General features: G+C 31.4%; 17 protein-coding genes and 1 other annotated feature (1 of these 18 only partly in view). Of the genes, 1 reads left to right on the top strand and 16 read right to left on the bottom strand.

Going from position 1 to position 20007, the window contains the following annotated elements; genetic code table 11:
- Positions 1-29: a binding site (T-box leader), on the bottom strand; it reaches 195 nt to the left of the window's first position.
- Positions 30-114: 85 nt separating this feature from the next.
- The 10 genes from mnmA to ACK2WN_RS00510 form a co-directional block, all read right to left on the bottom strand.
- Entirely contained in the window at positions 115-1188 is a 1074-nt protein-coding gene (gene mnmA, locus ACK2WN_RS00465; RefSeq protein ID WP_330000403.1) for a tRNA 2-thiouridine(34) synthase MnmA, read from the bottom strand.
- A gap of 35 nt (positions 1189-1223) precedes the next feature.
- The gene (nifU, locus tag ACK2WN_RS00470; RefSeq protein ID WP_040410429.1) at positions 1224-1664 is read right to left on the bottom strand and encodes a Fe-S cluster assembly scaffold protein NifU; all 441 of its coding nucleotides are present in this window, start codon (positions 1662-1664) and stop codon (positions 1224-1226) included.
- 97 nt (positions 1665-1761) lie between these two features.
- Positions 1762-2958, bottom strand: a complete 1197-nt coding sequence (nifS, locus tag ACK2WN_RS00475) for a cysteine desulfurase NifS (RefSeq protein ID WP_416154524.1) — start codon at positions 2956-2958, stop codon at positions 1762-1764.
- 117 nt (positions 2959-3075) lie between these two features.
- A complete protein-coding gene (locus ACK2WN_RS00480) occupies positions 3076-3543 on the bottom strand; it encodes an RrF2 family transcriptional regulator (protein WP_300527727.1) in 468 nt (155 codons plus the stop codon).
- A gap of 212 nt (positions 3544-3755) precedes the next feature.
- On the bottom strand, positions 3756-5048 hold the full coding sequence (locus ACK2WN_RS00485; protein WP_416154525.1) for a replication-associated recombination protein A: 1293 nt from the start codon (positions 5046-5048) through the stop codon (positions 3756-3758).
- 95 nt (positions 5049-5143) lie between these two features.
- Positions 5144-5929 carry a GTP-sensing pleiotropic transcriptional regulator CodY gene (codY, locus tag ACK2WN_RS00490; RefSeq protein ID WP_040410426.1) on the bottom strand — a complete coding sequence of 262 codons (786 nt, stop codon included), beginning with the start codon at positions 5927-5929 and terminating at the stop codon, positions 5144-5146.
- A gap of 304 nt (positions 5930-6233) precedes the next feature.
- Entirely contained in the window at positions 6234-8309 is a 2076-nt protein-coding gene (gene topA / locus ACK2WN_RS00495) for a type I DNA topoisomerase (protein WP_416154526.1), read from the bottom strand.
- Between the two features lie 28 nt (positions 8310-8337).
- On the bottom strand, positions 8338-9459 hold the full coding sequence (gene dprA, locus ACK2WN_RS00500; RefSeq protein WP_300527735.1) for a DNA-processing protein DprA: 1122 nt from the start codon (positions 9457-9459) through the stop codon (positions 8338-8340).
- A gap of 29 nt (positions 9460-9488) precedes the next feature.
- Complete coding sequence (locus ACK2WN_RS00505; protein ID WP_416154527.1) at positions 9489-11045, bottom strand: YifB family Mg chelatase-like AAA ATPase; 1557 nt, start codon at positions 11043-11045, stop codon at positions 9489-9491.
- A 13-nt stretch (positions 11046-11058) separates the two neighbouring features.
- Positions 11059-11406, bottom strand: coding sequence for a YraN family protein (locus ACK2WN_RS00510; RefSeq protein WP_416154528.1), 348 nt, complete (start codon positions 11404-11406; stop codon positions 11059-11061).
- 167 nt (positions 11407-11573) lie between these two features.
- On the opposite strand from ACK2WN_RS00510, the gene ACK2WN_RS00515 reads away from it, so the two are divergent.
- Complete coding sequence (locus tag ACK2WN_RS00515) at positions 11574-12080, top strand: flavin reductase family protein (RefSeq protein ID WP_300527744.1); 507 nt, start codon at positions 11574-11576, stop codon at positions 12078-12080.
- Positions 12081-12198: 118 nt separating this feature from the next.
- On the opposite strand, the gene ACK2WN_RS00520 is transcribed toward ACK2WN_RS00515, so the two are convergent.
- The 6 genes from ACK2WN_RS00520 to brnQ (ACK2WN_RS00545) form a co-directional block, all read right to left on the bottom strand.
- Entirely contained in the window at positions 12199-12444 is a 246-nt protein-coding gene (locus ACK2WN_RS00520) for a hypothetical protein (protein ID WP_300527746.1), read from the bottom strand.
- A 221-nt stretch (positions 12445-12665) separates the two neighbouring features.
- Positions 12666-13682, bottom strand: a complete 1017-nt coding sequence (locus ACK2WN_RS00525; RefSeq protein WP_300527749.1) for an alpha-hydroxy-acid oxidizing protein — start codon at positions 13680-13682, stop codon at positions 12666-12668.
- An 87-nt stretch (positions 13683-13769) separates the two neighbouring features.
- Positions 13770-14540: a ribonuclease HII gene (locus ACK2WN_RS00530; protein ID WP_416154529.1), complete on the bottom strand. Its 771-nt coding sequence runs from the start codon at positions 14538-14540 to the stop codon at positions 13770-13772.
- 138 nt (positions 14541-14678) lie between these two features.
- Positions 14679-15950 carry a branched-chain amino acid transport system II carrier protein gene (gene brnQ, locus ACK2WN_RS00535; protein WP_330000411.1) on the bottom strand — a complete coding sequence of 424 codons (1272 nt, stop codon included), beginning with the start codon at positions 15948-15950 and terminating at the stop codon, positions 14679-14681.
- 406 nt (positions 15951-16356) lie between these two features.
- The gene (gene brnQ / locus ACK2WN_RS00540) at positions 16357-17640 is read right to left on the bottom strand and encodes a branched-chain amino acid transport system II carrier protein (protein WP_330000412.1); all 1284 of its coding nucleotides are present in this window, start codon (positions 17638-17640) and stop codon (positions 16357-16359) included.
- A 653-nt stretch (positions 17641-18293) separates the two neighbouring features.
- Entirely contained in the window at positions 18294-19592 is a 1299-nt protein-coding gene (gene brnQ / locus ACK2WN_RS00545) for a branched-chain amino acid transport system II carrier protein (RefSeq protein ID WP_300527758.1), read from the bottom strand.
- Between the last annotated feature and the right edge of the window lie 415 nt (positions 19593-20007).

The following is a 20007-nucleotide window of genomic DNA, read 5'->3' on the forward strand; positions in this document are numbered from 1 at the left end:
GATTTACTCCTTCTTTTCTTTGCATTTGATAAATATTTTTATTTGTCATATATTTAATATGATACTCGATTATTCTGACATTTTCAAGATTTTTTTCTTTTAGAGAAATATTTTTTATAATATATCGTCGATAACTCCTCCACCGACTAATATATCTCCGTCGTACATAACCAAAGACTGACCTTTAGTTATAGCTCTCTGCGCCTCTTCAAATACAACCTTGGCTGTATTGTCAGATAGTTTAGTTACAGTAGCTAAAGATGGCTTGGCTGCATATCTAACTTTTGCATATACTTTAAACTCATCTACATCTGCAAAATCAAATGGAATTGTATTTACGTCTTTAATGACAAGTTCTTTTTTGAAAAGATCGTCATTGCTTCCAAGTACTACTCTATTTTTCTTTGCATTTATATCAACTACAAACATAGGCTTACCAAAAGCTATTCCAAGCCCTTTTCTCTGTCCTATTGTGTAGTTTATAATTCCATTGTGTTTTCCTAGTACTGTTCCGTCAGCTTCTACAAATTCCCCCGTTTTGATTTTTATATCTGAGTTTTCTTTTAAATATCTTACATAGTCGTTGTCTTTTATAAAGCATATTTCCTGGCTGTCCTTCTTATTGTGGACATCAAGACCTATTTTCTTAGCTATTTCTCTTACTGTATCCTTTTCATAGTTTCCTATAGGAAGTAGTATTCTCTCTAGCTGTTCCTGTTTTATATTGTAAAGGTTGTAAGTCTGGTCTTTTTTAGCAGATTCACCTTTTTTAAGAACTAATCTGCCTGTCTTTTCATCTCTTTCTACTCTGGCATAATGCCCAGTAGCTACATAGTCACAGCCAAACTTTTCTGCAACGTCAAAAAATAGACCGAACTTTATAAACTTATTACATACTATACAAGGGTTAGGAGTTCTACCTTCTGCATACTCTTTTATAAAATCGTCTATTACCTTTTCTTTAAATTCTCTTCTAAAATCTAGTACATGTAGTGGAATATCTAACTTTTCAGCTACTCTTCTCGCATCTCTTATACTATCTTCTGTCATTCTTTTTTCTTCTTCAGTATTATCATTTGAAAGCATCATATTGACACCAATCACATCATAACCCTGTTCCTTTAAAAGATATGCAGCGACGGAGCTATCAACTCCGCCGCTCATACCTAGCATAACTTTCTTCTTCATTTATTTAACACCTCTAATGTTTTCTGAATTAATTGCTAGTCTTCTTCTATTTCTTCATGTTCATGCGCATCAGTTATTTCGTATCCTTCAAGCTCTGGTATAACTATGTTGTGTTTCTGAGCATAATCTATAAGAGCTGCTTTTACTGCCTGTTCTGCAAGTACTGAACAGTGCATTTTTACTGGTGGTAGTCCATCTAATGCTTCAGCAACTGCTTTATTTGTTAACTGAAGAGCTTCGTGTATGCTCTTTCCTTTTATCATTTCTGTTGCCATTGATGAACTTGCTATAGCACTTCCACATCCGAAAGTCTTGAATTTAACGTCTTTTATTATATCATCTTCTATATCAAGATATATTTTCATTATATCTCCACAAGTTGGGTTACCAACTTCTCCAACTCCACTTGCGTCCTCTATTGATCCCATGTTTCTTGGGTTCATGAAATGGTCCATAACTTTATCACTATACTGCATAATAATTTCCTCCGTAATTTTAAATATATTTTTCCGATTCTTTAATTTATTTATTTTGATTTACTTTTATTCTTTTACTTTTGTTTATAAATAATTCTTATTTCCCTTCAGCCTGTAAAGCTTCTTCGTATAAAGGAGACATACTTCTTAATCTTTCTATTACCTTAGGTAATACTTCTAGTATGTAGTCTATATCCTCATCAGTTGTAAAATCTCCAACTGTTAATCTTAAAGATCCATGAGCTATTTCGTGTGGTAAGCCTATTGCTAAAAGTACATGTGATGGGTCTAATGATCCTGATGTACAAGCTGAACCACTTGATCCAGATATTCCAGCATGGTTAAGAAGTAATAATATTCCTTCACCTTCTATAAACTTAAATGCAAAGTTTGCATTTCCTGGAAGTCTATCTTCTAAGCTTCCGTTTATTCTAGTATAAGGTATTCTTTCTTTAACACCTTCTATAAGCTTGTTTCTAAGTCTTGTAAGCTCTTTTATATGGTTGTCCATATTAGCTTTAGCAAGTTCTGCTGCTTTACCATATCCTACTATTGCAGGTATGTTTTCTGTACCAGCTCTTCTTCTTTTTTCCTGAGCTCCACCGTGAACAAGATTGTCAAATCTAAGTCCTCTTCTTATGAATAAAGCTCCTACTCCTTTTGGTCCGTATATCTTATGAGAAGACATACTTACCATATCTACACCAAGTTCTTTAACATCTACTGGTATATTTCCTGCTGCCTGAACAGCATCTGTATGGAATAGTATTTTATGTTTTTTAGCAACTTCTACTAATTCTTTTATAGGTTCTACTGTACCTATTTCGTTATTTGCAAACATTATACTGATTAGTATTGTGTTGTCTTTTATCGCATTTTCTAAAGCTTCTGGGCTAACTTTACCTTCTTCATCTACATCAAGATAAGTAACTTCAAATCCAAAGTTCTTTTCTAAGTATTCGCAAGTATGTAGTACTGCATGATGTTCTATTTTTGAAGTTATTATGTGGTTTCCTTTACCTTTTCTCTGAAGGTCAAAGGCAACTCCTTTTATCGCCCAGTTATCACTTTCCGATCCACCAGCAGTGAAGTATATTTCATTTGGCTCTGCATTTATAAGAGCTGCAACTCTAGTTCTAGCTAGTTCTAAAGCTTCTTTAGCTTCATGACCATAGCTATAAAAACTAGATGCATTTCCAAATCCTTCGCTAAAATATGGAAGCATTTCATCTAACACTTCTTTTTTAACAGGTGTTGTTGCAGAATAGTCCATATAAATTCTTTTGTTTTCCATAGTTTTTCCCCTTCCATTTGCCATTTTGCAAATTTCAAATATATTTTAAACTAAAACTTAATTCCATTTGATTCATATTATTATTTATATCCTAAATTTAACATCTCAACCATTTTTTTATTGCTTGTTTAAATCTATTTTATAAATATCTTTTTCATCACTAGACAATCCATTGTCACCTATCCGATCGTCTACCATGTCTTGTAAAAAAGTAGTGTTTACAACATCATCTATTGCATTCTTCATCTTTTTCCATACTAGTCTAGTAGCACATTTATCTGAGTTGCTACAGACGCCTTCTTCTTTTAGACAATCTGATATAGTTATAGGACCTTCTAGGACATTTAATATATCTCCAACAGAAATCTCATCTGGCTTTCTAGCTAAGAAATATCCCCCTTGAGAGCCTCTTATACTTTTTACAAGGCCTGCTTTTTTTAATTTTGAGAATATCTGCTCTAAATACCGCTCTGAAACATTCTGCTTTTCAGATATATATTTTATAGATATAGGTTCTTCGCCATAGTTTAATGCTAGTTCAAACATAGCCTTTAATCCATATCTACCCTTTGTTGAAAGCTTCACTTTATCACCTTCTTTTAATTCCTACTGTTTTACTATGGTTTAATGATATTATATCCGACTATTTTTGTCAAGTATAAATTTCGACTATTTTACTCTACTTTGTTTTTTTCTACTAATACTCTTCAAATAAATTTTTATACTATTAATATCTTATAAACTTAAATAAAAAAACGCCTCAAACATAATTCAATATGCCTAAGACGTTTTGCAATCTATTTATTATTGTTTTTTCCGTTTTCTTTTACCTGTTTCCAATAAGAATCATACGCTTTTTCGTTCTTATTTTCTCCTGGAGTATAGTAAGTTTTTCCTTTTAATTCATCTGGAAGATACTGTTGCTCTATCCAATGATTAGGATAATTGTGAGGATATTTATATTCTACTCCTCTTCCCAATTTTTCTGCTCCTGCATAATGTGCATCTTTTAAATGATCTGGTATATCACCTATATCAGAATTTTCTACATCGTACATAGCTTTCTCTATTGCATCTATTACAGAGTTTGACTTTGGACACTGAGCTAGATATATAGTTGCCTGTGCAAGTGGCAATCTCGCCTCAGGAAAGCCAAGTTGAAGCGCCGACGATACACATGCGTATGTTATAGACACCGCATTGGGCACAGCTAATCCTACGTCCTCTGACGCCACACAAAGCAACCTTCTAGTTATATTCTGCATATCCTCTGCTTTTATAAGTCTAGCTAAATAGTGAAGGGCTGCATCTACATCAGATCCCCTTAGAGATTTATGAAATGCGGATAAAATAGAATATCCATCATCTCCTTTTCTGTCGTAACTCACAGATTTTGCTGTAGAGCTATCTAAAACATTTTGTAATGTTATATCTACCACTCCAGTAGCTATATTTATACCTAAATTAAATGCAAGTTCTAATCTATTTATAGCTGTTCTCATATCGCCGTTACTTATCCGAGCTATATGTTCTAAAGCTTCATTTTCAACATTTCCAATTGTATAAGTTTTATTGTCTTTTAATTTTTCTACACAATTTTTTAATCCTTCTACAACATCTTCTTTTTCAATAGGCTTAAATTCAAATACAACACTTCTGCTAAGTATCGCCTTGTATATTACAAAATACGGATTATCTGCCGTACTAGCTATCAATGTAACTGAGCCCTCTTCTATAACTTCAAGAAGCGACTGTTGCTGCTTCCTATTTAATGCCTGGATTTCGTCTAGCATCAGAATTATTCCATTAAATGAAAATAAATTCTCTCTCTTAGAAGCTTCTATAACCTCTTTTATCTCCTTAACACCACAGTTTACTGCGTTTAGTTTTACGTATTTTTTTCCTGTTGCATTGGCTATAATATTTGCAAGAGTTGTTTTTCCTGTACCTGGTGGTCCATAAAAAATCATATTTGGAATATTTCCACTCTGTATTATTCTATTCATAACCTTATTTTCACCGATTATATGACTTTGACCTACCATATCCTCAATTTTGCTAGGTCTAAATCTATCAGCAAATGGCTGCATAATTTCACCCTCTTTTTAATTGCATTGTATTAAAAAAGGGATACCAATTCTGATATCCCTCTTGCTTTTTAATTCACATTTTTTACAGAAATAAATTATCTGTTTTCTTTTGTTTTAGCAAGTTCTTCTAATAGCTTGTCGTTTAATATTCTTATATGTGTTCCCTTCATTCCAAGAGATCTAGACTCTATAACACCAGCACTTTCGAATTTTCTAAGGGCATTAACTATAACTGATCTAGTTATACCAACTCTATCAGCTATTTTACTAGCTACTAAAAGACCTTCTTTTCCGTCAAGCTCAGCAAATATATGCTCAACAGCTTCAAGTTCTGAATATGAAAGAGTTCCTATAGCCATCTGAACAACAGCTTTCTTTCTCATTTCTTCTTCCATTTCTTCACTTATAGCTCTTAATATTTCAAGCCCAACAACTGTAGCTGAATATTCAGCAACAACTAAATCTTCATCGTTGAAGTCTTTTTCATATCTAGTTATTATTAATGTTCCTAATCTTTCTCCACTGCCGTGAATTGGAACTACTATTGTTTTTTTGTTTAATCTACCATGTTCGTAAGGGAATATTTTTAGCATTTCTTCGCCAGTTATATTTTCCTTAGTATCTTCTATTTTTAATAGATTTTTAGTATATTCTTCTGGGAACCATTTCTGTTTTGTTATTTCATCTTCTATAACAGAACTATCTGCTTCATCAGTTAAATGAAGTCCTAATACCTTTCCTTTTGCGCTTATTATATAAGTATTAGATTCTAAAACATCACCTAGTACTCCTGCAAGTAGGTTAAAAGATATATTACTACCACCGCTAGTCTGTAAAGTTTTGTTTATTTTTCTTGTTTTCTGTAATAATTCACTTACCATATCGAAATTCATCTCCTTGTCAAACTGTTCTACACAATAAATAAAGTAGTTTGATTAATTATAATAATTTTACCATTTTTTTGATTTTTCCACAAAATCACATTTTTCTTTCTATACTACTAAAAAGATTATCACAAGTTGGGTTTGATTTCAATATAATTTTGTTACTTTTTTTAATTTTCAATATTTTATATATTATTTTTAATTTTAATTTATTTCGGAATTGTTTGATTTTGAGTGACAATTCAAAAAGATTCCCACTCAAAATCATTTTCCACTTAAATTAATTAATTTTTTCTTCTTTTTATTCTTCTATAATTTTCTCAAATCCACATTCTTTATTTGAGCAAATATGTTTTTTCCCTTTTTTAGATACTTTCTCTGTCATGTAAGAACCACATTCTGGACATACTTCCTCCACAGGTTTGTTCCATTCTATAAAGTCACAGTCTGGGTATTTACTGCATCCATAGAATGCTCTTCCTTTTTTAGTTTTTCTTACAATTATCTCGCCCTCTCCACATTTAGGACATTTTACACCTATTTTATTTATTATAGGTTTAGTATTTTTGCATTCTGGATAGTTTTTACAAGCCATAAATTTACCAAATCTACCGTATTTTATAACCATATTTGATCCACATAGCTCGCAAATTTCATCAGTTTCTACATCCATATTTACTTTTTCTATATTTTCAAGAGCTTCTTTTATAGCCTCTTCAAATGGCTCATAAGATTCTTTTACAACTTCTTTCCAATTAGCTTCACCTTCTTCAATTGTATCAAGCTCATTTTCAAGTTTAGCTGTAAAGTCTACATCCATAAGTTTTGCAAAGTTAGCTTCAAGTATTTCAGTTACTAATATACCTAACTCTGTTGGCTGAAGACTAGAACCATTTTTTTCTACATATTCCCTATTTAATATAGTAGCTATTGTAGGTGCATATGTACTAGGTCTACCTATTCCAAGTTCTTCAAGTGTTTTTACTAAACTAGCCTCTGTGTATCTAGCAGGTGGCTGAGTAAAGTGTTGCTCTGGGAAAATTCCATTTACTTTTAAATCGTCACCTTCTGATATTTCAGGAAGTATTCTATCTTCTCTATCGTAGAAGTTATATATTTTTGTATAACCATCAAATATCATTTTTGATCCAGTAGCTTTAAATGTATAGTTTTCTATCTGACATTCTACATTCATAAGTTCAAATTCAGAATCACTCATCTGGCTAGCAACAAATCTTCTCCATATTAGGTTGTAAAGTTTGTACTGGTCTTTACTTAAAGAGTCTTTTATACTGTCTGGAGTTCTATCTACAGATGTAGGTCTTATTGCCTCGTGTGCGTCCTGAACTTTTTTAGTACTCTTTTTATCAGATGATTTTTTTTCTTCTTTATAGTATTCATTTCCTAAAGTTTCTTTTATAAATACTTCTGCCTTACCTTTTGCTTCTTCTGATATTCTATTAGAGTCTGTTCTTATGTAAGAAATTAACCCTACAGTTCCTTCACCTTTTACATCTATACCTTCATATAATTCCTGGGCAATCATCATAGTTTTCTTAGTTGAGAATCCTAGTCTATTAACCCCTTCCTGCTGAAGTACACTAGTTGTAAATGGTTTTGGAGCAGATTTTTTTCTCTTTTTAGACTCAATTTTTACCACGTGTAAATCTTTATTTTCTATTATTTCTAATATTTTATTTACTTCTTCTTCGTTGTGTATTTCGGCTTTTTTACCGTCTATAGCAGATAGTTTGAAGTCTATATTCTCACCTGTTTTAGATTCAGATTTTGCATCTATTGTCCAATATTCAACTGGTTCAAATGCATTTATCTCTTTTTCTCTATCACAGATTAATTTTGTTGTAACAGACTGTACTCTACCTGCACTAAGTCCTTTTCTAAGTTTCTGCCAAAGAACTGGACTTATCTGATAACCTAACAATCTGTCTATAACCCTTCTAGCCTGCTGAGCATCAACTAAATCAAGATTAATTTTTCTAGGGTTTTTTATAGCTTTTCTTATAGCATCCTTTGTTATCTCGTTAAACTCTATTCTACAAGGCTCGTCATTTTCTATGCCTAGTATATGTTCAAGATGCCAAGAAATTGCTTCTCCTTCTCTATCGGGGTCGGTTGCAAGATAAACCTTACTAGCTTTTTTAGCTGATTTCTTTAAATCTTTTATAAGATCCCCTTTACCTCTTATGTTTATATATCCTGGTTCAAAGTTATTTTCTATATCAATTCCTAACTTACTTTTAGGAAGATCTCTAACATGACCAACAGATGCTTTTACTGTGTAATGGCTTTTACCAAGGAATTTTTCGATTGTTTTCGCCTTTGCTGGCGACTCGACTATAACTAATATTTTTGCCAAAAAACACACCTCCGTCATTAATTTATTCTTATATTTTCATACTGTAGACCCCCTTTTCAATTTCGAAAATAAGATCGTACAGTTTTAATTTTTCTACAATTGGATTTATTTTTTCAATGCCAAATTTAGTTTTTAAACATAAAGAATCCATATCTATACTACCATTTTTTCTGATAATATCAACTAAAATCTTCTCATCATCTTCTAAATCCGCATTTATATCGGCTTTTTCTATAGTATCATATTTTATTTCTTTTTCAAGTGTTTTAAACTTAAATACTTCAAATTCCTCTAAAACATCATCTATATTTTCAGTTAATTTTGCACCTTCTTTAATAAGTCTATGACATCCTTTGCTGTTTTCTGAAAATATACTTCCAGGTACAGCAAATACTGTTCTACCTTGCTCTGCTGCAAATTCCGCAGTTATAAGTGCGCCGCTCTTTTTAGCTGCTTCAACTATAATAACACCATCACTGAGTCCACTTATTATCCTATTTCTATTTGCAAAATAATGTGGATGAACTGTTTTGTTTATTCCATGCTCTGATATCACTGCTCCACCAGAATCAACAATTTTGTTCATTAACCATATATTCGTCTTTGGAAGGGGATTGTCTATCCCAGAACCTAAAACACCAAAAGTCTTTCCCTTACCTAAAAGGGATGCTTCATGGCTTATTGCGTCTACTCCTATTGCAAGCCCACTTATTATATCAGCTCCATAATCAGAAAGCTCTCTAGCAAGCTTTTTAGTACACTCTGCTCCGTACACAGTAGGTTTTCTCGAACCCACTATTCCAACCGAAAAATGTTTGCCTAGTGCAGACAGATTTCCTTTATAGAATAATACCTTTGGTGCATCGTATATATTAGCCAATTTATAAGGGTAATCATCATCTCCAATAACCGAATATTTTACATTCTTTTTGTAAAGAAGTTCCTTATAGTCATCTACATTCATCTTATTTTTACAATTAATGATACTACTCTTAACTTTATCATTTACTCCTTCAAGATTATATATTGTTTTCTCTGAAAAATCAAATATATCTTTCGTACCTGGTATTTTCTTTTCAATTTTGTCTATTGTCAAATTACTTAAACCAACAACACCATATAACCATAAATATGCATCTCTTTTATTCATTATTAAATTTCCTTTCTTTCATATATATTTTAATCGTGTAGCTTAGAAAAATACGTATAGTATGCCCTTCTCATTGAAAATGCCTCCAGTATATCACTTTCTTTAATATTTTCCCTCTGATCTAAATCTGCTATTGTCCTTGCTACTTTTAGAAGTTTTATATAACTTCTATTACTCAATCTATATTTATTAAAAATCATCTCTAAAACTTTCTCACAGCTATCATCTACAGCACAATACTTGTCGATTTCAGAACTATTCATATCCCTATTGAGTTTATTTTTATCGCCTTTAAACCTTTTGTACTGCATTCTTCTAGCTGCTTCAACTCTTTTCTTTATTTCTTCAGACGTTTCATTTTTTATTTTTGAATTAATCTCATCGAATGAAACTGATTTCACTTCTGTGAAAATATCAATTCTATCCAAAAATGGTCCTGATAACTTTCCTAGATACCTCTCTATGTTGTATCGTCTACATCTACACTCTATATTTGACCTGTAATATCCACAGGGACAAGGATTCATTGCAGCAACTAAAATAAAATCACTTGGATATGTTATGCTGTACTTCAATCTAGAGATATTTACACTTTTCTCCTCTATAGGCTGTCTTAACGACTCCAATGTTTTTCTGCTAAATTCTGCAACCTCATCCAAAAATAACACTCCCCTATGAGCCAATGTTATCTCTCCAGCCTTTGCATCTACTCCACCACCTATCAACGAAATTCCTGTACACGTATGATGAGGTGCTCTAAAAGGCCTGTTTTCTATAAGACCACTTCTTTCAACTGAATTTGAACAAACACTATATATCCTACTCACTTCAAGCATCTCTTCCCTAGTCATATCGGGGAAAATTGTAGGCATTCTCTTTGCTAAAAAAGATTTTCCAGATCCTGGTGGGCCTATCATAAGCATATTGTGACCACCTGCAACAGAAATCTCAGCACATCTTTTGACGTATATATTTCCCTTTATATCGCTAAAATCAATCTTTTCATCAACTGAGTTTTTTAATTCTTCATCCTTTAAAATATCTGATTTAATCCATTCAATTTCTATCTTTGTAATACCTCCATTTAATATAGAGATGCAGTTTTTCAAGCTACTTACAGGTATTATTTCAATCCCATCTATAAAGCTACATTCATTAAAATTATCTCTCGGTACAAATATCTTCTCGTATCCGTTTTCTTTCGCTCCTATTACAATAGGAAGAATTCCCTTTATAGACTTAACAGTTCCATCAAGCGATAACTCTCCAACAAAAACAGAATCCGTCATTTCTTTATCTTTTGCTTTTATTTTATCTCTCAATATTCCCATACTTATTGGCAAATCTAGAAATGAACCCTGTTTTTTCATATCTGCTGGAGATAAGTTTACAACTATCCTCGCATTTGGAAATCTATATCCACTATTTGTTATTGCCGACTTCACCCTCTCTCTAGCTTCCTTTATCTCTGTACTAGCAAGCCCAACTATATTAAACGCCGGCATTCCCTTTCCGATATCTACCTCTACTTTTATATCGCAACTGTCTATTCCAATTATATTTCTCGAATTTATAGAACTTATCATCTCAACACCTCCATCAAAATGCATCCACTATATGCCTAATTTTCTTATCATTCATATATATTTCCACAACGTCAAATCTAATAGAAACCTTATACAAATTTTTCTTCATTATATATTCCTGTGCTGTTTTTCTTATCTTACTTTGCTTAGTTTTACCCACAGCCTCTGCAGGAAATCCATATCTACAATCGCTTCTACTTTTAACCTCTATAAAAACTATTTCTGTTGTATCAAAAAAGGCTATTATATCGATTTCCCCAAATCTGCCTCTAAAATTTCTTTCTTTTATAGTTGCTCCCTTCTTTTTCAAAAATTCAGCAGCTATATCCTCACCAATTTTTCCCTTTTCTACATTATTCATATCTTTAATAAACCTCCAATCTTTCTCCTATTTTTATTATTTTCATAGAATTTATTTTTTATACTTTTCTTTTGCGTTTTGCTATTTTTATTTGATTTTATCTTTTGGATTTGTGATATTATATTTATAGAAGTTTTAATATTTTATCTTTTAAAGGGGGATTTTCTATGTTAAAAAAAATAGATCCAAAGGAATTAAATGTAAACCCATTCACTCTTTTAGACAATGATTGGGCACTTCTTATGGCAGGAGATAAAGATTCTTTCAATTCTATGACTGTTAGTTGGGGTGGCGTTGGAGTTCTTTGGAGAAAAAATGTATCTACTGTATATGTTAGACAGAGCAGATATACAAAAGAATTTATGGACAATAGCGATTACTATACGCTTACATTCTTAAAAGATGGATATAAAGATAAATTATCTCTTCTTGGAACAAAATCTGGTAGAGATATAGATAAGATGAATGTAGAAGGGTTAAATCTTGTAGAGTTAGAAAATGGATTTGGCTATGAAGAATCAAAATTAGTGCTTGTTTGTAAGAAACTGTTTAAGAATGATTTAAAAGAATCTCAGTTCTTAGTTGATGGATTATTTGATGAATGCTATCCAGACAAAGATGATTTCCACACAATGTATATTGGTGAAATAGTTGGATGCTATATAAATGAATAAATTTATTCACATTATTTTAATTGATATAAAAATGAAAAGTGCTACCATAATATTATTTATGATAGCACCTATTTTTTGATATTAAGTAGAATTTTTAAGTATTTTGTGAGCTAAAGTTTTATTGCATGTCTTCTATTTTTTCTTTTATACACATGTAGTAGTCTTTAGCTTCTAGAACCTGTGCTTCTAGCATGTCTATTAGTTCCTGCTGCCAGTCAGCACATTTGTCCTTTAGTTCCATAGGAAGGGCTCTGTCTGCGATATATCTGTCTATCCAGTCACCAGCAGATTTTATGATCTCTTCTCTTTCTTTTACAAATTTTTCAATTTCCTTTAGTACTGTATCATAATTTCTTTCAGTCATCTGACTTCCCTCCTTATTTTATTTGTATATATTATAATTCTATATTAAAACCTTTATTACCTTCTTTTTCTAAAAAATATTTTATTATTTTTATTGTATTATTATCTTTTTAAAAATTTAATAAATCTACACCTTAAAAAGTTAACTCCTTAGGCTAACTTTTGTTTTTAAACGTAAAAAGAGGCTGTCACAAAATTGCAACAACCTCATAAAATATTATCTTATCTATATATTACTTTTTCATCTATTTCTGATATGTTTGAACATCCAGTTAATATCATAGCACCTTTTAGTTCAGATTTTATTTTATTAACATAAGTTTCTACACCGTCTGTAGCACCACCAAATGAAGCTGTTACAAATGGTCTACCTATTAATACTGCATCTGCTCCAAGTCCTAGCATTTTAACGACATCTACACCAGTTCTTATACCACCGTCTACAAGTATTTTTATTTTTCCTTTTACAGCCTTAGCTATTTCAGGAAGAACATCTGCAGAACCTGGTGTAAAGTCTAATACTCTACCTCCATGATTAGATACTACTATAGCATCTGCTCCTGCTTCTACAGCCATTAAAGCGTCTTCTACAGTCATTATACCTTTTAGTATGAATGGTAGTTTTGTTGATTTAACTAATTCTTTTAGCTGCTCTAAATCTTTTGGAAGAACTGGTTTTCCATGTAAAGATAATGTAACTAATCCGCAAGCATCTATATCAACACCTACAGCAAAAGCCCCTGCTTCTTCGGCTAATCTTATTTTTTTGATTATATTTTCATTGTCCCAAGGTTTTATAAATACTATACCATTTCCATCGTGACATTTTAAAACATCTAAGTTTTCTATAAGGAATGCGTCGACTGCAGTATCTCCAACCATAGCATATATTCCAGCATTAGCACATCCTTCTACAACTGGTTCTATGTATTCTCTTTCTGTTAACTGTCCACCCATATTAAGAGTTGTTCCTGTTATTGGAGCTGCAAATATAGGAGCATCCATTTTTTTACCAAATAATTCTATTGAAGTATCAGGATCAGCTGCATTGTGGATAACTCTCATATTTAGTTTAACTCTTTCAAGAGCTCTTACATTTTCTATGAAAGCCTGTCCGCTTCCTTTTCCACCCATACCAGGTACTTCTCCTGCACAAGCCACGCCGTTGCAAACCTTACATACCTTGCAACTTCCATTTAATTTTTCTCTAGCGTTTTTTAGCATTTCATTGTAATCCATTTTTTATCCCCCAGATTTAAAAAATTTTCAGACTATTATGCCTTATTTCATTATAACACAATAATTATGTTATTTTCTTATTTTATGTTAATATATAACATTCTTTAAAAAACTTTTTCTATGTATTGGAGTTATTCCATTTTCATCTATAGCCTTGTAGTGCTCTGCTGTTCCATATCCTTTATGATGTGCAAATCCATATTCAGGATATATCTCATCATACTGGTACATTAAAGAGTCCCTAGTAACCTTTGCTAATATACTAGCTGCAGCTATTGATATCGACTTAGCATCTCCTTTTATTATAGAGTTCTGATCTATATCTACATCTGGTATATGAACAGCATCTGCTAATATATAGTCAGGTTGTTTTTTTAGACAGTTTAATGCTTTTCTCATCGCCATATACGTAGCATTTAATATGTTGTACTCATCTATTTCTTCATTTCCAACTATACCTATTCCATAATCTAAAGCCTCTTCTTTTATTATGTCAAATAATTCGTTTCTTTTATCCTCACTAAGTTTTTTAGAGTCGTTTATTCCAGGAATTTTAGTTCCCTGTTTTAAAACTACAACCGCAGCTACAACAGGTCCCGCAAGAGGTCCTCTTCCAGCTTCATCTACTCCAGCTATATAAGTATATCCCTTTTCATATCCTTCATTTTCGTAAGCATTTATTCTTTCAAGTCTTTCCTCTTCTAATCTTATCTTGTCTAATTTCTTAGCCAAACTAATAGCTATTTTATTTACAGACTTTCTATCATCGCCTTTCAATTCTTCTATAAATTCTAAATATTTATCTTCTCTTAAATTATCTGCTATTTCTTTAATTTCTTTTACACTCTTATCTCTCATAGCTTTTCTCCTATTCTTTAATCTTAGTCTACAAATATAATTATACATTAAAATTCATCTTTATTCATCAAAAGAAAAGACCGTCAGTAAAACCGACGGCCATTTTATTGGAATATAATTATTTTTTAATTTCAATTATTATGCTGATTTTTTTGAAGGTATAAAGTTACCTATTATAGCTGCTGCAGCAACTGGTAGTATCCAGTTAAATCCGAACTGAGCACCCGGAAGGTTAACTATAACTTCAACGCCCATTATTGTAAGTATACTTATTACTAATGCCATGTATGTTGCACATTTGAATACATTGTCATTTTTAATTTTGTGTCCGAATAATGATAATATGATTAATGTTATTGTAGCTGGATATACTATGCTTAGTATTGGAGCAGAGAATTTTATTATTGTACTAACACCGAAGTTAGATATTACTGCTGAGAATACACATACAGCTACTACTATATGTTCATATTTTAATTTTCCATTTGTTAATCCTGAGAAGTATCTTCCTGCTGCTGAAGTTAATCCTATAGATGTTGTTAAACATGCTAGAGCAACTATTATAGCAAGAAGTATTTTACCAGTCTGTCCTAATAAAGCTTCAGTTATTGCAACTATTAAAGCTGTCTGTTCTACGTCCATTCCGTACTGAGTAGAAACTGTTGCTCCTAAGTAGCAAAGTCCACCGTATACAAGACCCATACCTATAACTGCTATTGCACCTGCACCTATAGTAGCTTTTACCATAAGTTTTTCATCCTCGTATCCTTTTTCCATTATAGATACTATAACTATTGTAGAGAATACTGTTGCTGCTAATGTATCCATTGTCTGATATCCCTGGTTAACACCTTCTGCGAATACTGATGGAACTAATGTATCTGGTCTTATTTCTCCAAGTGGAGTTATTACACCTTTAACTATTAGTATAGCAAGAGCTATTAATAATGCTGGTGTTAAGAACTGACCTACTATATCTACAACTTTTGAAGGTTTTATTGTTAATACTAATGTTAATGCGAAGAATATTACTGAGAATAATATTGCATTGAATCCAGGTCCTATTGTTGGTAATATACCCATTTCATATGTTGTAGCAGCTGTTCTAGGTATTGCTAGAAGTGGCCCTATACATATTACTATTGCTGAACCTAATAAAACGCTTAGCTTATGCCCAGCTCTGTCAAACATTTTTGACGTATCCCCTCTAAATCTTGTAGCTGCGATTACTGCTAATAATGCTAAACCACCATCTGCAAATAAGAATCCTACAAATCCTGTAAACCAACTAGATCCTGATTCTACTCCAAGATAAGGTGGGAAAATTAAGTTACCAGCTCCGAAGAACATTGCGAATAATGCGAATCCAACTACCATTAAATCCTTAACTTCTACTTTCTGTTTACCCATTTTGGCACCTCCGTATTTGACTTATAATTCCTTAAGACTAATTATTTTTTTATTATTCCAAAAATTTTAATAATTTCTTAACCTGGCTTTATTATACATTTTAAATAAGTACTATGTCAATATATTTTTTTAATTTATAAAATTTTCACAAAATTTGCAAAACAAAATAAAACACTGTACTAGTTAAAAATACAGCGTTTTTCATTTTAAAACTTTTTATTAATTTTTATTTTAATTTGGTAAAAAATTATATACTATACATGCAATTTATTTATTTTATTTTATAAAATTTAAACAAATTAATTATCGACATATGTCTTTTTCGTAATTCAAAATTTATATATGTTAATTTGTTTAATTATTAACTAGGTATATTTTTATAAAATCTAACACTTATACTAATTTTTTAGCAAGCTTTTTTAGGTTTTACAAAGTTTCCTATTATACCAGCTATTATTACAGGCACTACCCAGTTAAATCCTAGTGGTGCAAATGGAAGTGAGTTTATAAATGGTACATTTACTCCATAGCTCTGTAATACTGTTAATGTACTTATTATTAATGACATATATGTAGCGAATTTGTATACATTGTCATTTTCTATTTTTTCTGTGAAGAATGCAAGCACTATAAGTACTATTGTTGGAGGATATACTATACTTAGTATTGGTGATGCAAATTTGATTATTGCTCCAACACCTATAGATGCCATACAAGCTGAGAATATACATACAGCTAGTACTATTTTTCCGTATGAGATCTTACCTTTTGTTAGGTTAGTAAAGTACTGTCCTGTTGCAGAAGTAAGACCTATTGAAGTTGTTAAACAAGCTAATGCAACTGCTACTGCTAGAACTGTTTTACCAACATTTCCAAGTAATCCCTGAGTTATATTAACTATAACCTGAGTCTGAACTGCATTTACATCGTTGAATGTAGAAACTGTTGCACCTAAGTAGCAAAGTCCACCATATACTAATGCTAGACCTACACAAGCTAATGCTCCAGCTTTTAGTATAGCTTTTAATTTATCGCTAGTTTCTGTATAACCTTTTTCATTCATAGATACTATAAGAACTGATGCAAGTGCTATTGCTGCAAAGGCATCCATTGTCTGATAACCCTGTGCTATACCTTCTGCTACAACACCTTCTATCATAGGTTCTTTTATGATTGGTCCAAGTGGTGATATAACACCTTTTACTATTATAACTGCTAATGCTATTAATAATGCTGGTGTTAAGAACTGACCTACTATATCTATAACTTTTGATGGTTTTATTGTTAATATGTAAGTTATTACGAAGAATACTATACAGAATATAACAACTGGTATTTTATCGCCAAATATTGGCATTATACCCATTTCGTAAGTTGTTGCTCCTGTTCTTGGTATAGCTAGAAGTGGTCCTATACAAAGTATATCTGCACATCCTATAGCTATTCCTAGCTTTTCTCCTGCTCTAGAGAACATCTTGTTAAGATCTCCCTCGAATTTTGTAGCAGCCATAACTGCTAATAATGCAAGTCCTGCATCTGCAAATGTGAAACCTATAAATGAGATTAACCATTTAGGTCCTGTTATAATTCCTAAGTATGGTGGGAATATTAAGTTCCCTGCTCCAAAGAACATTGCAAATAATGCAAATCCAAAGACTATAATGTCCTTACTACTCTTTTTGTGTTCCATTTCCTACTTCCCCCTTGAGTGAATAATTCTTTTAATTTTTTAATTTTTCCCTTTAAATAAAAAAATAAATACAATTGCTAACGTTTGCAATCTGTAAAAAATAAACTTTCAAAATACGATTCTAATTATATATTTGAGAAAAATTTCTGTCAATAATATAAAAATAGTCTTATTTTTTAGAATTTTCAAATGCATATTTTTGTCTTATATTTATCACGTATAATCTACAAATACCACTATATAGCCATTTCAAGTGACATTTAGATTAATTTTTATAATCTAATCTACTTTTGATACATTTAAATTTCCATGAATAATTTAAATTAATAATCTGATTTTTCTCTATATTTTCTTTTTTCTCTATAATGTTGATTTTTCAATAATTACTTTATTTCTAAAATATATATTGTTAATTTTTTTCTTCTTGTCAATTTATTATTTTTTCATTTTACAGAATATTTTGTATTATATGCTCATTTTAACGTCTTATCATTATTTTGTATACAACTATTTTTTTCTGAAACAATGATTTTATACGTTAAAAAATAAACCTCTTTTCCAAAATAAAAAAACCGAGAAATTTTTGAATAATATCTCGGTTTTGTATACTATTTTATATTAATTTTAATACTAACTAACCAAACTTTTCTATCTTATGCGTTTTCTAACTCAGAGTTTTTACCAGGAACAAAGTGTCCTATTACTCCAGCTATTAATACAGGTACTACCCAGTTAAATCCAAATTCTTTTAATGGTAGGTAGTCAAGGAATGGCATTGCCACACCGTAGCTCTGTATTACTGTTAATATACTTACTATTAAAGAAGTATATACTGCAAATTTGTATACGTTGTCATTCTGTATTTTTCCAGTGAAGAATGCAAGTATTACTAGAACTATTGTAGGTGGGTAAACTATGCTTAGTACTGGAGAAGCAACTTTGATTATTCCACCAACACCTATAGATGCCATACAAGCTGAGAATATACATACAGCAAGTACTACTGTTTTATATTTTAATTTTCCGCCAGATAGTTTTTCAAAGAACTGACCTGTTGCAGAAGTAAGACCTATTGAAGTTGTTAAACAAGCTAGTGCAACACACACTGCAAGTATAACTTTACCAGTCTGTCCTAAAAGACCTTCTGTTATATTAACTATTACCTGTGACTGCTGAGCGTCTACACCGTACATAGTAGAAACTGTTGCTCCTAAGAAGCAAAGACCACCGTATACTAATGCTAGACCAACACAAGCTAAAACTCCTGATTTCATTATAGCTTTTAATTTGTCGCCAACTGTATTGTATCCTTTTTCATTAAGAGATACTATAAGAACTGATGCAAGTGCTATTGCTGCAAAGGCATCCATTGTCTGATAACCCTGTGCTATACCTTCACCCACAACACCCTGAATCATTGGTTCTTCAACTATTGGTCCAAGTGGTGATATAATACCTTTAACTATTATAACTGCTAATGCTATTAATAATGCTGGTGTAAGAACCCGTCCTACTATATCTACAACCTTAGAAGGTTTTATTGTTAATACGTAAGTTATTATAAAGAATATTGCCGCAAATACTGCTATTGGAATAGTGTTTCCTAATAATGGCATGATACCCATTTCGTAAGTTGTAGCACCTGTTCTTGGTATTGCTAGGAATGGTCCTATACAAAGTATATCTGCACATCCAAGAACTATTGCAAGTTTTAAACCTGCTCTTTTAAATAATGCGATAACATTACCATCGTATTTAGCTGTTGCCATAACTGCTAGAAGTGCTAACCCTGCATCTGCGAATGTAAATCCTCCAAATGCTGTTAACCATTCTGGACCAGTTATTATTCCTAAATAAGGCGGGAATATTAAGTTCCCTGCTCCGAAGAACATTGCGAATAACGCGAATCCAAATACTATTACGTCTTTGAAACTACCTTTCTGTTCAATCATAAGTTTTTCCTTTCCAAAATATAAGACTTAATCAAGATAACTAGAAAACATTTTCCCCCAGGTAATGTTTTTGTTTTCCTTTACAAATTTAATTTTATATTTCATTTCTTTCGATGTCAATAACTTTTTTCTAAATTTTTACACACTTCTGAATAATTAAAAATATTGTTTCTATTTTATCAAAATATTTTTTATTTTCTCAAATAATTTTTATTCGATTTTTTTGTATGTTTTTTATCTATAAAAATAAATTTATTTTCTATACTATTTTTTTAAGTTTTCTCTATGTATTTATTTATATAAACTATAATATTTTAAAAAGCTTGAAATTACTTATTTTTCATCCTTTTTATTATTTGTATTTTTTTATATACAAAATATTATTTTATTTATAAAGCTATTTATCAATAAGTTC

This window comes from Peptacetobacter sp. AB800 (assembly GCF_047807365.1).
Taxonomy (GTDB): domain Bacteria; phylum Bacillota; class Clostridia; order Peptostreptococcales; family Peptostreptococcaceae; genus Peptacetobacter.

Coding starts and splice junctions, on each gene's coding strand:
- ACK2WN_RS00515 (WP_300527744.1), top strand. CDS start 11,574: ATGTTAAAAAAAATAGATCCAAAGGAATTAAATGTAAACCCATTCACT.
- ACK2WN_RS00510 (WP_416154528.1), bottom strand. CDS start 11,406: ATGAATAATGTAGAAAAGGGAAAAATTGGTGAGGATATAGCTGCTGAA.
- brnQ (WP_300527758.1), bottom strand. CDS start 19,592: ATGATTGAACAGAAAGGTAGTTTCAAAGACGTAATAGTATTTGGATTC.
- nifU (WP_040410429.1), bottom strand. CDS start 1,664: ATGCAGTATAGTGATAAAGTTATGGACCATTTCATGAACCCAAGAAAC.
- ACK2WN_RS00505 (WP_416154527.1), bottom strand. CDS start 11,045: ATGATAAGTTCTATAAATTCGAGAAATATAATTGGAATAGACAGTTGC.
- brnQ (WP_330000412.1), bottom strand. CDS start 17,640: ATGGAACACAAAAAGAGTAGTAAGGACATTATAGTCTTTGGATTTGCA.
- codY (WP_040410426.1), bottom strand. CDS start 5,929: ATGGTAAGTGAATTATTACAGAAAACAAGAAAAATAAACAAAACTTTA.
- nifS (WP_416154524.1), bottom strand. CDS start 2,958: ATGGAAAACAAAAGAATTTATATGGACTATTCTGCAACAACACCTGTT.
- ACK2WN_RS00485 (WP_416154525.1), bottom strand. CDS start 5,048: ATGCAGCCATTTGCTGATAGATTTAGACCTAGCAAAATTGAGGATATG.
- ACK2WN_RS00525 (WP_300527749.1), bottom strand. CDS start 13,682: ATGGATTACAATGAAATGCTAAAAAACGCTAGAGAAAAATTAAATGGA.
- ACK2WN_RS00530 (WP_416154529.1), bottom strand. CDS start 14,540: ATGAGAGATAAGAGTGTAAAAGAAATTAAAGAAATAGCAGATAATTTA.
- ACK2WN_RS00520 (WP_300527746.1), bottom strand. CDS start 12,444: ATGACTGAAAGAAATTATGATACAGTACTAAAGGAAATTGAAAAATTT.
- mnmA (WP_330000403.1), bottom strand. CDS start 1,188: ATGAAGAAGAAAGTTATGCTAGGTATGAGCGGCGGAGTTGATAGCTCC.
- dprA (WP_300527735.1), bottom strand. CDS start 9,459: ATGAATAAAAGAGATGCATATTTATGGTTATATGGTGTTGTTGGTTTA.
- brnQ (WP_330000411.1), bottom strand. CDS start 15,950: ATGGGTAAACAGAAAGTAGAAGTTAAGGATTTAATGGTAGTTGGATTC.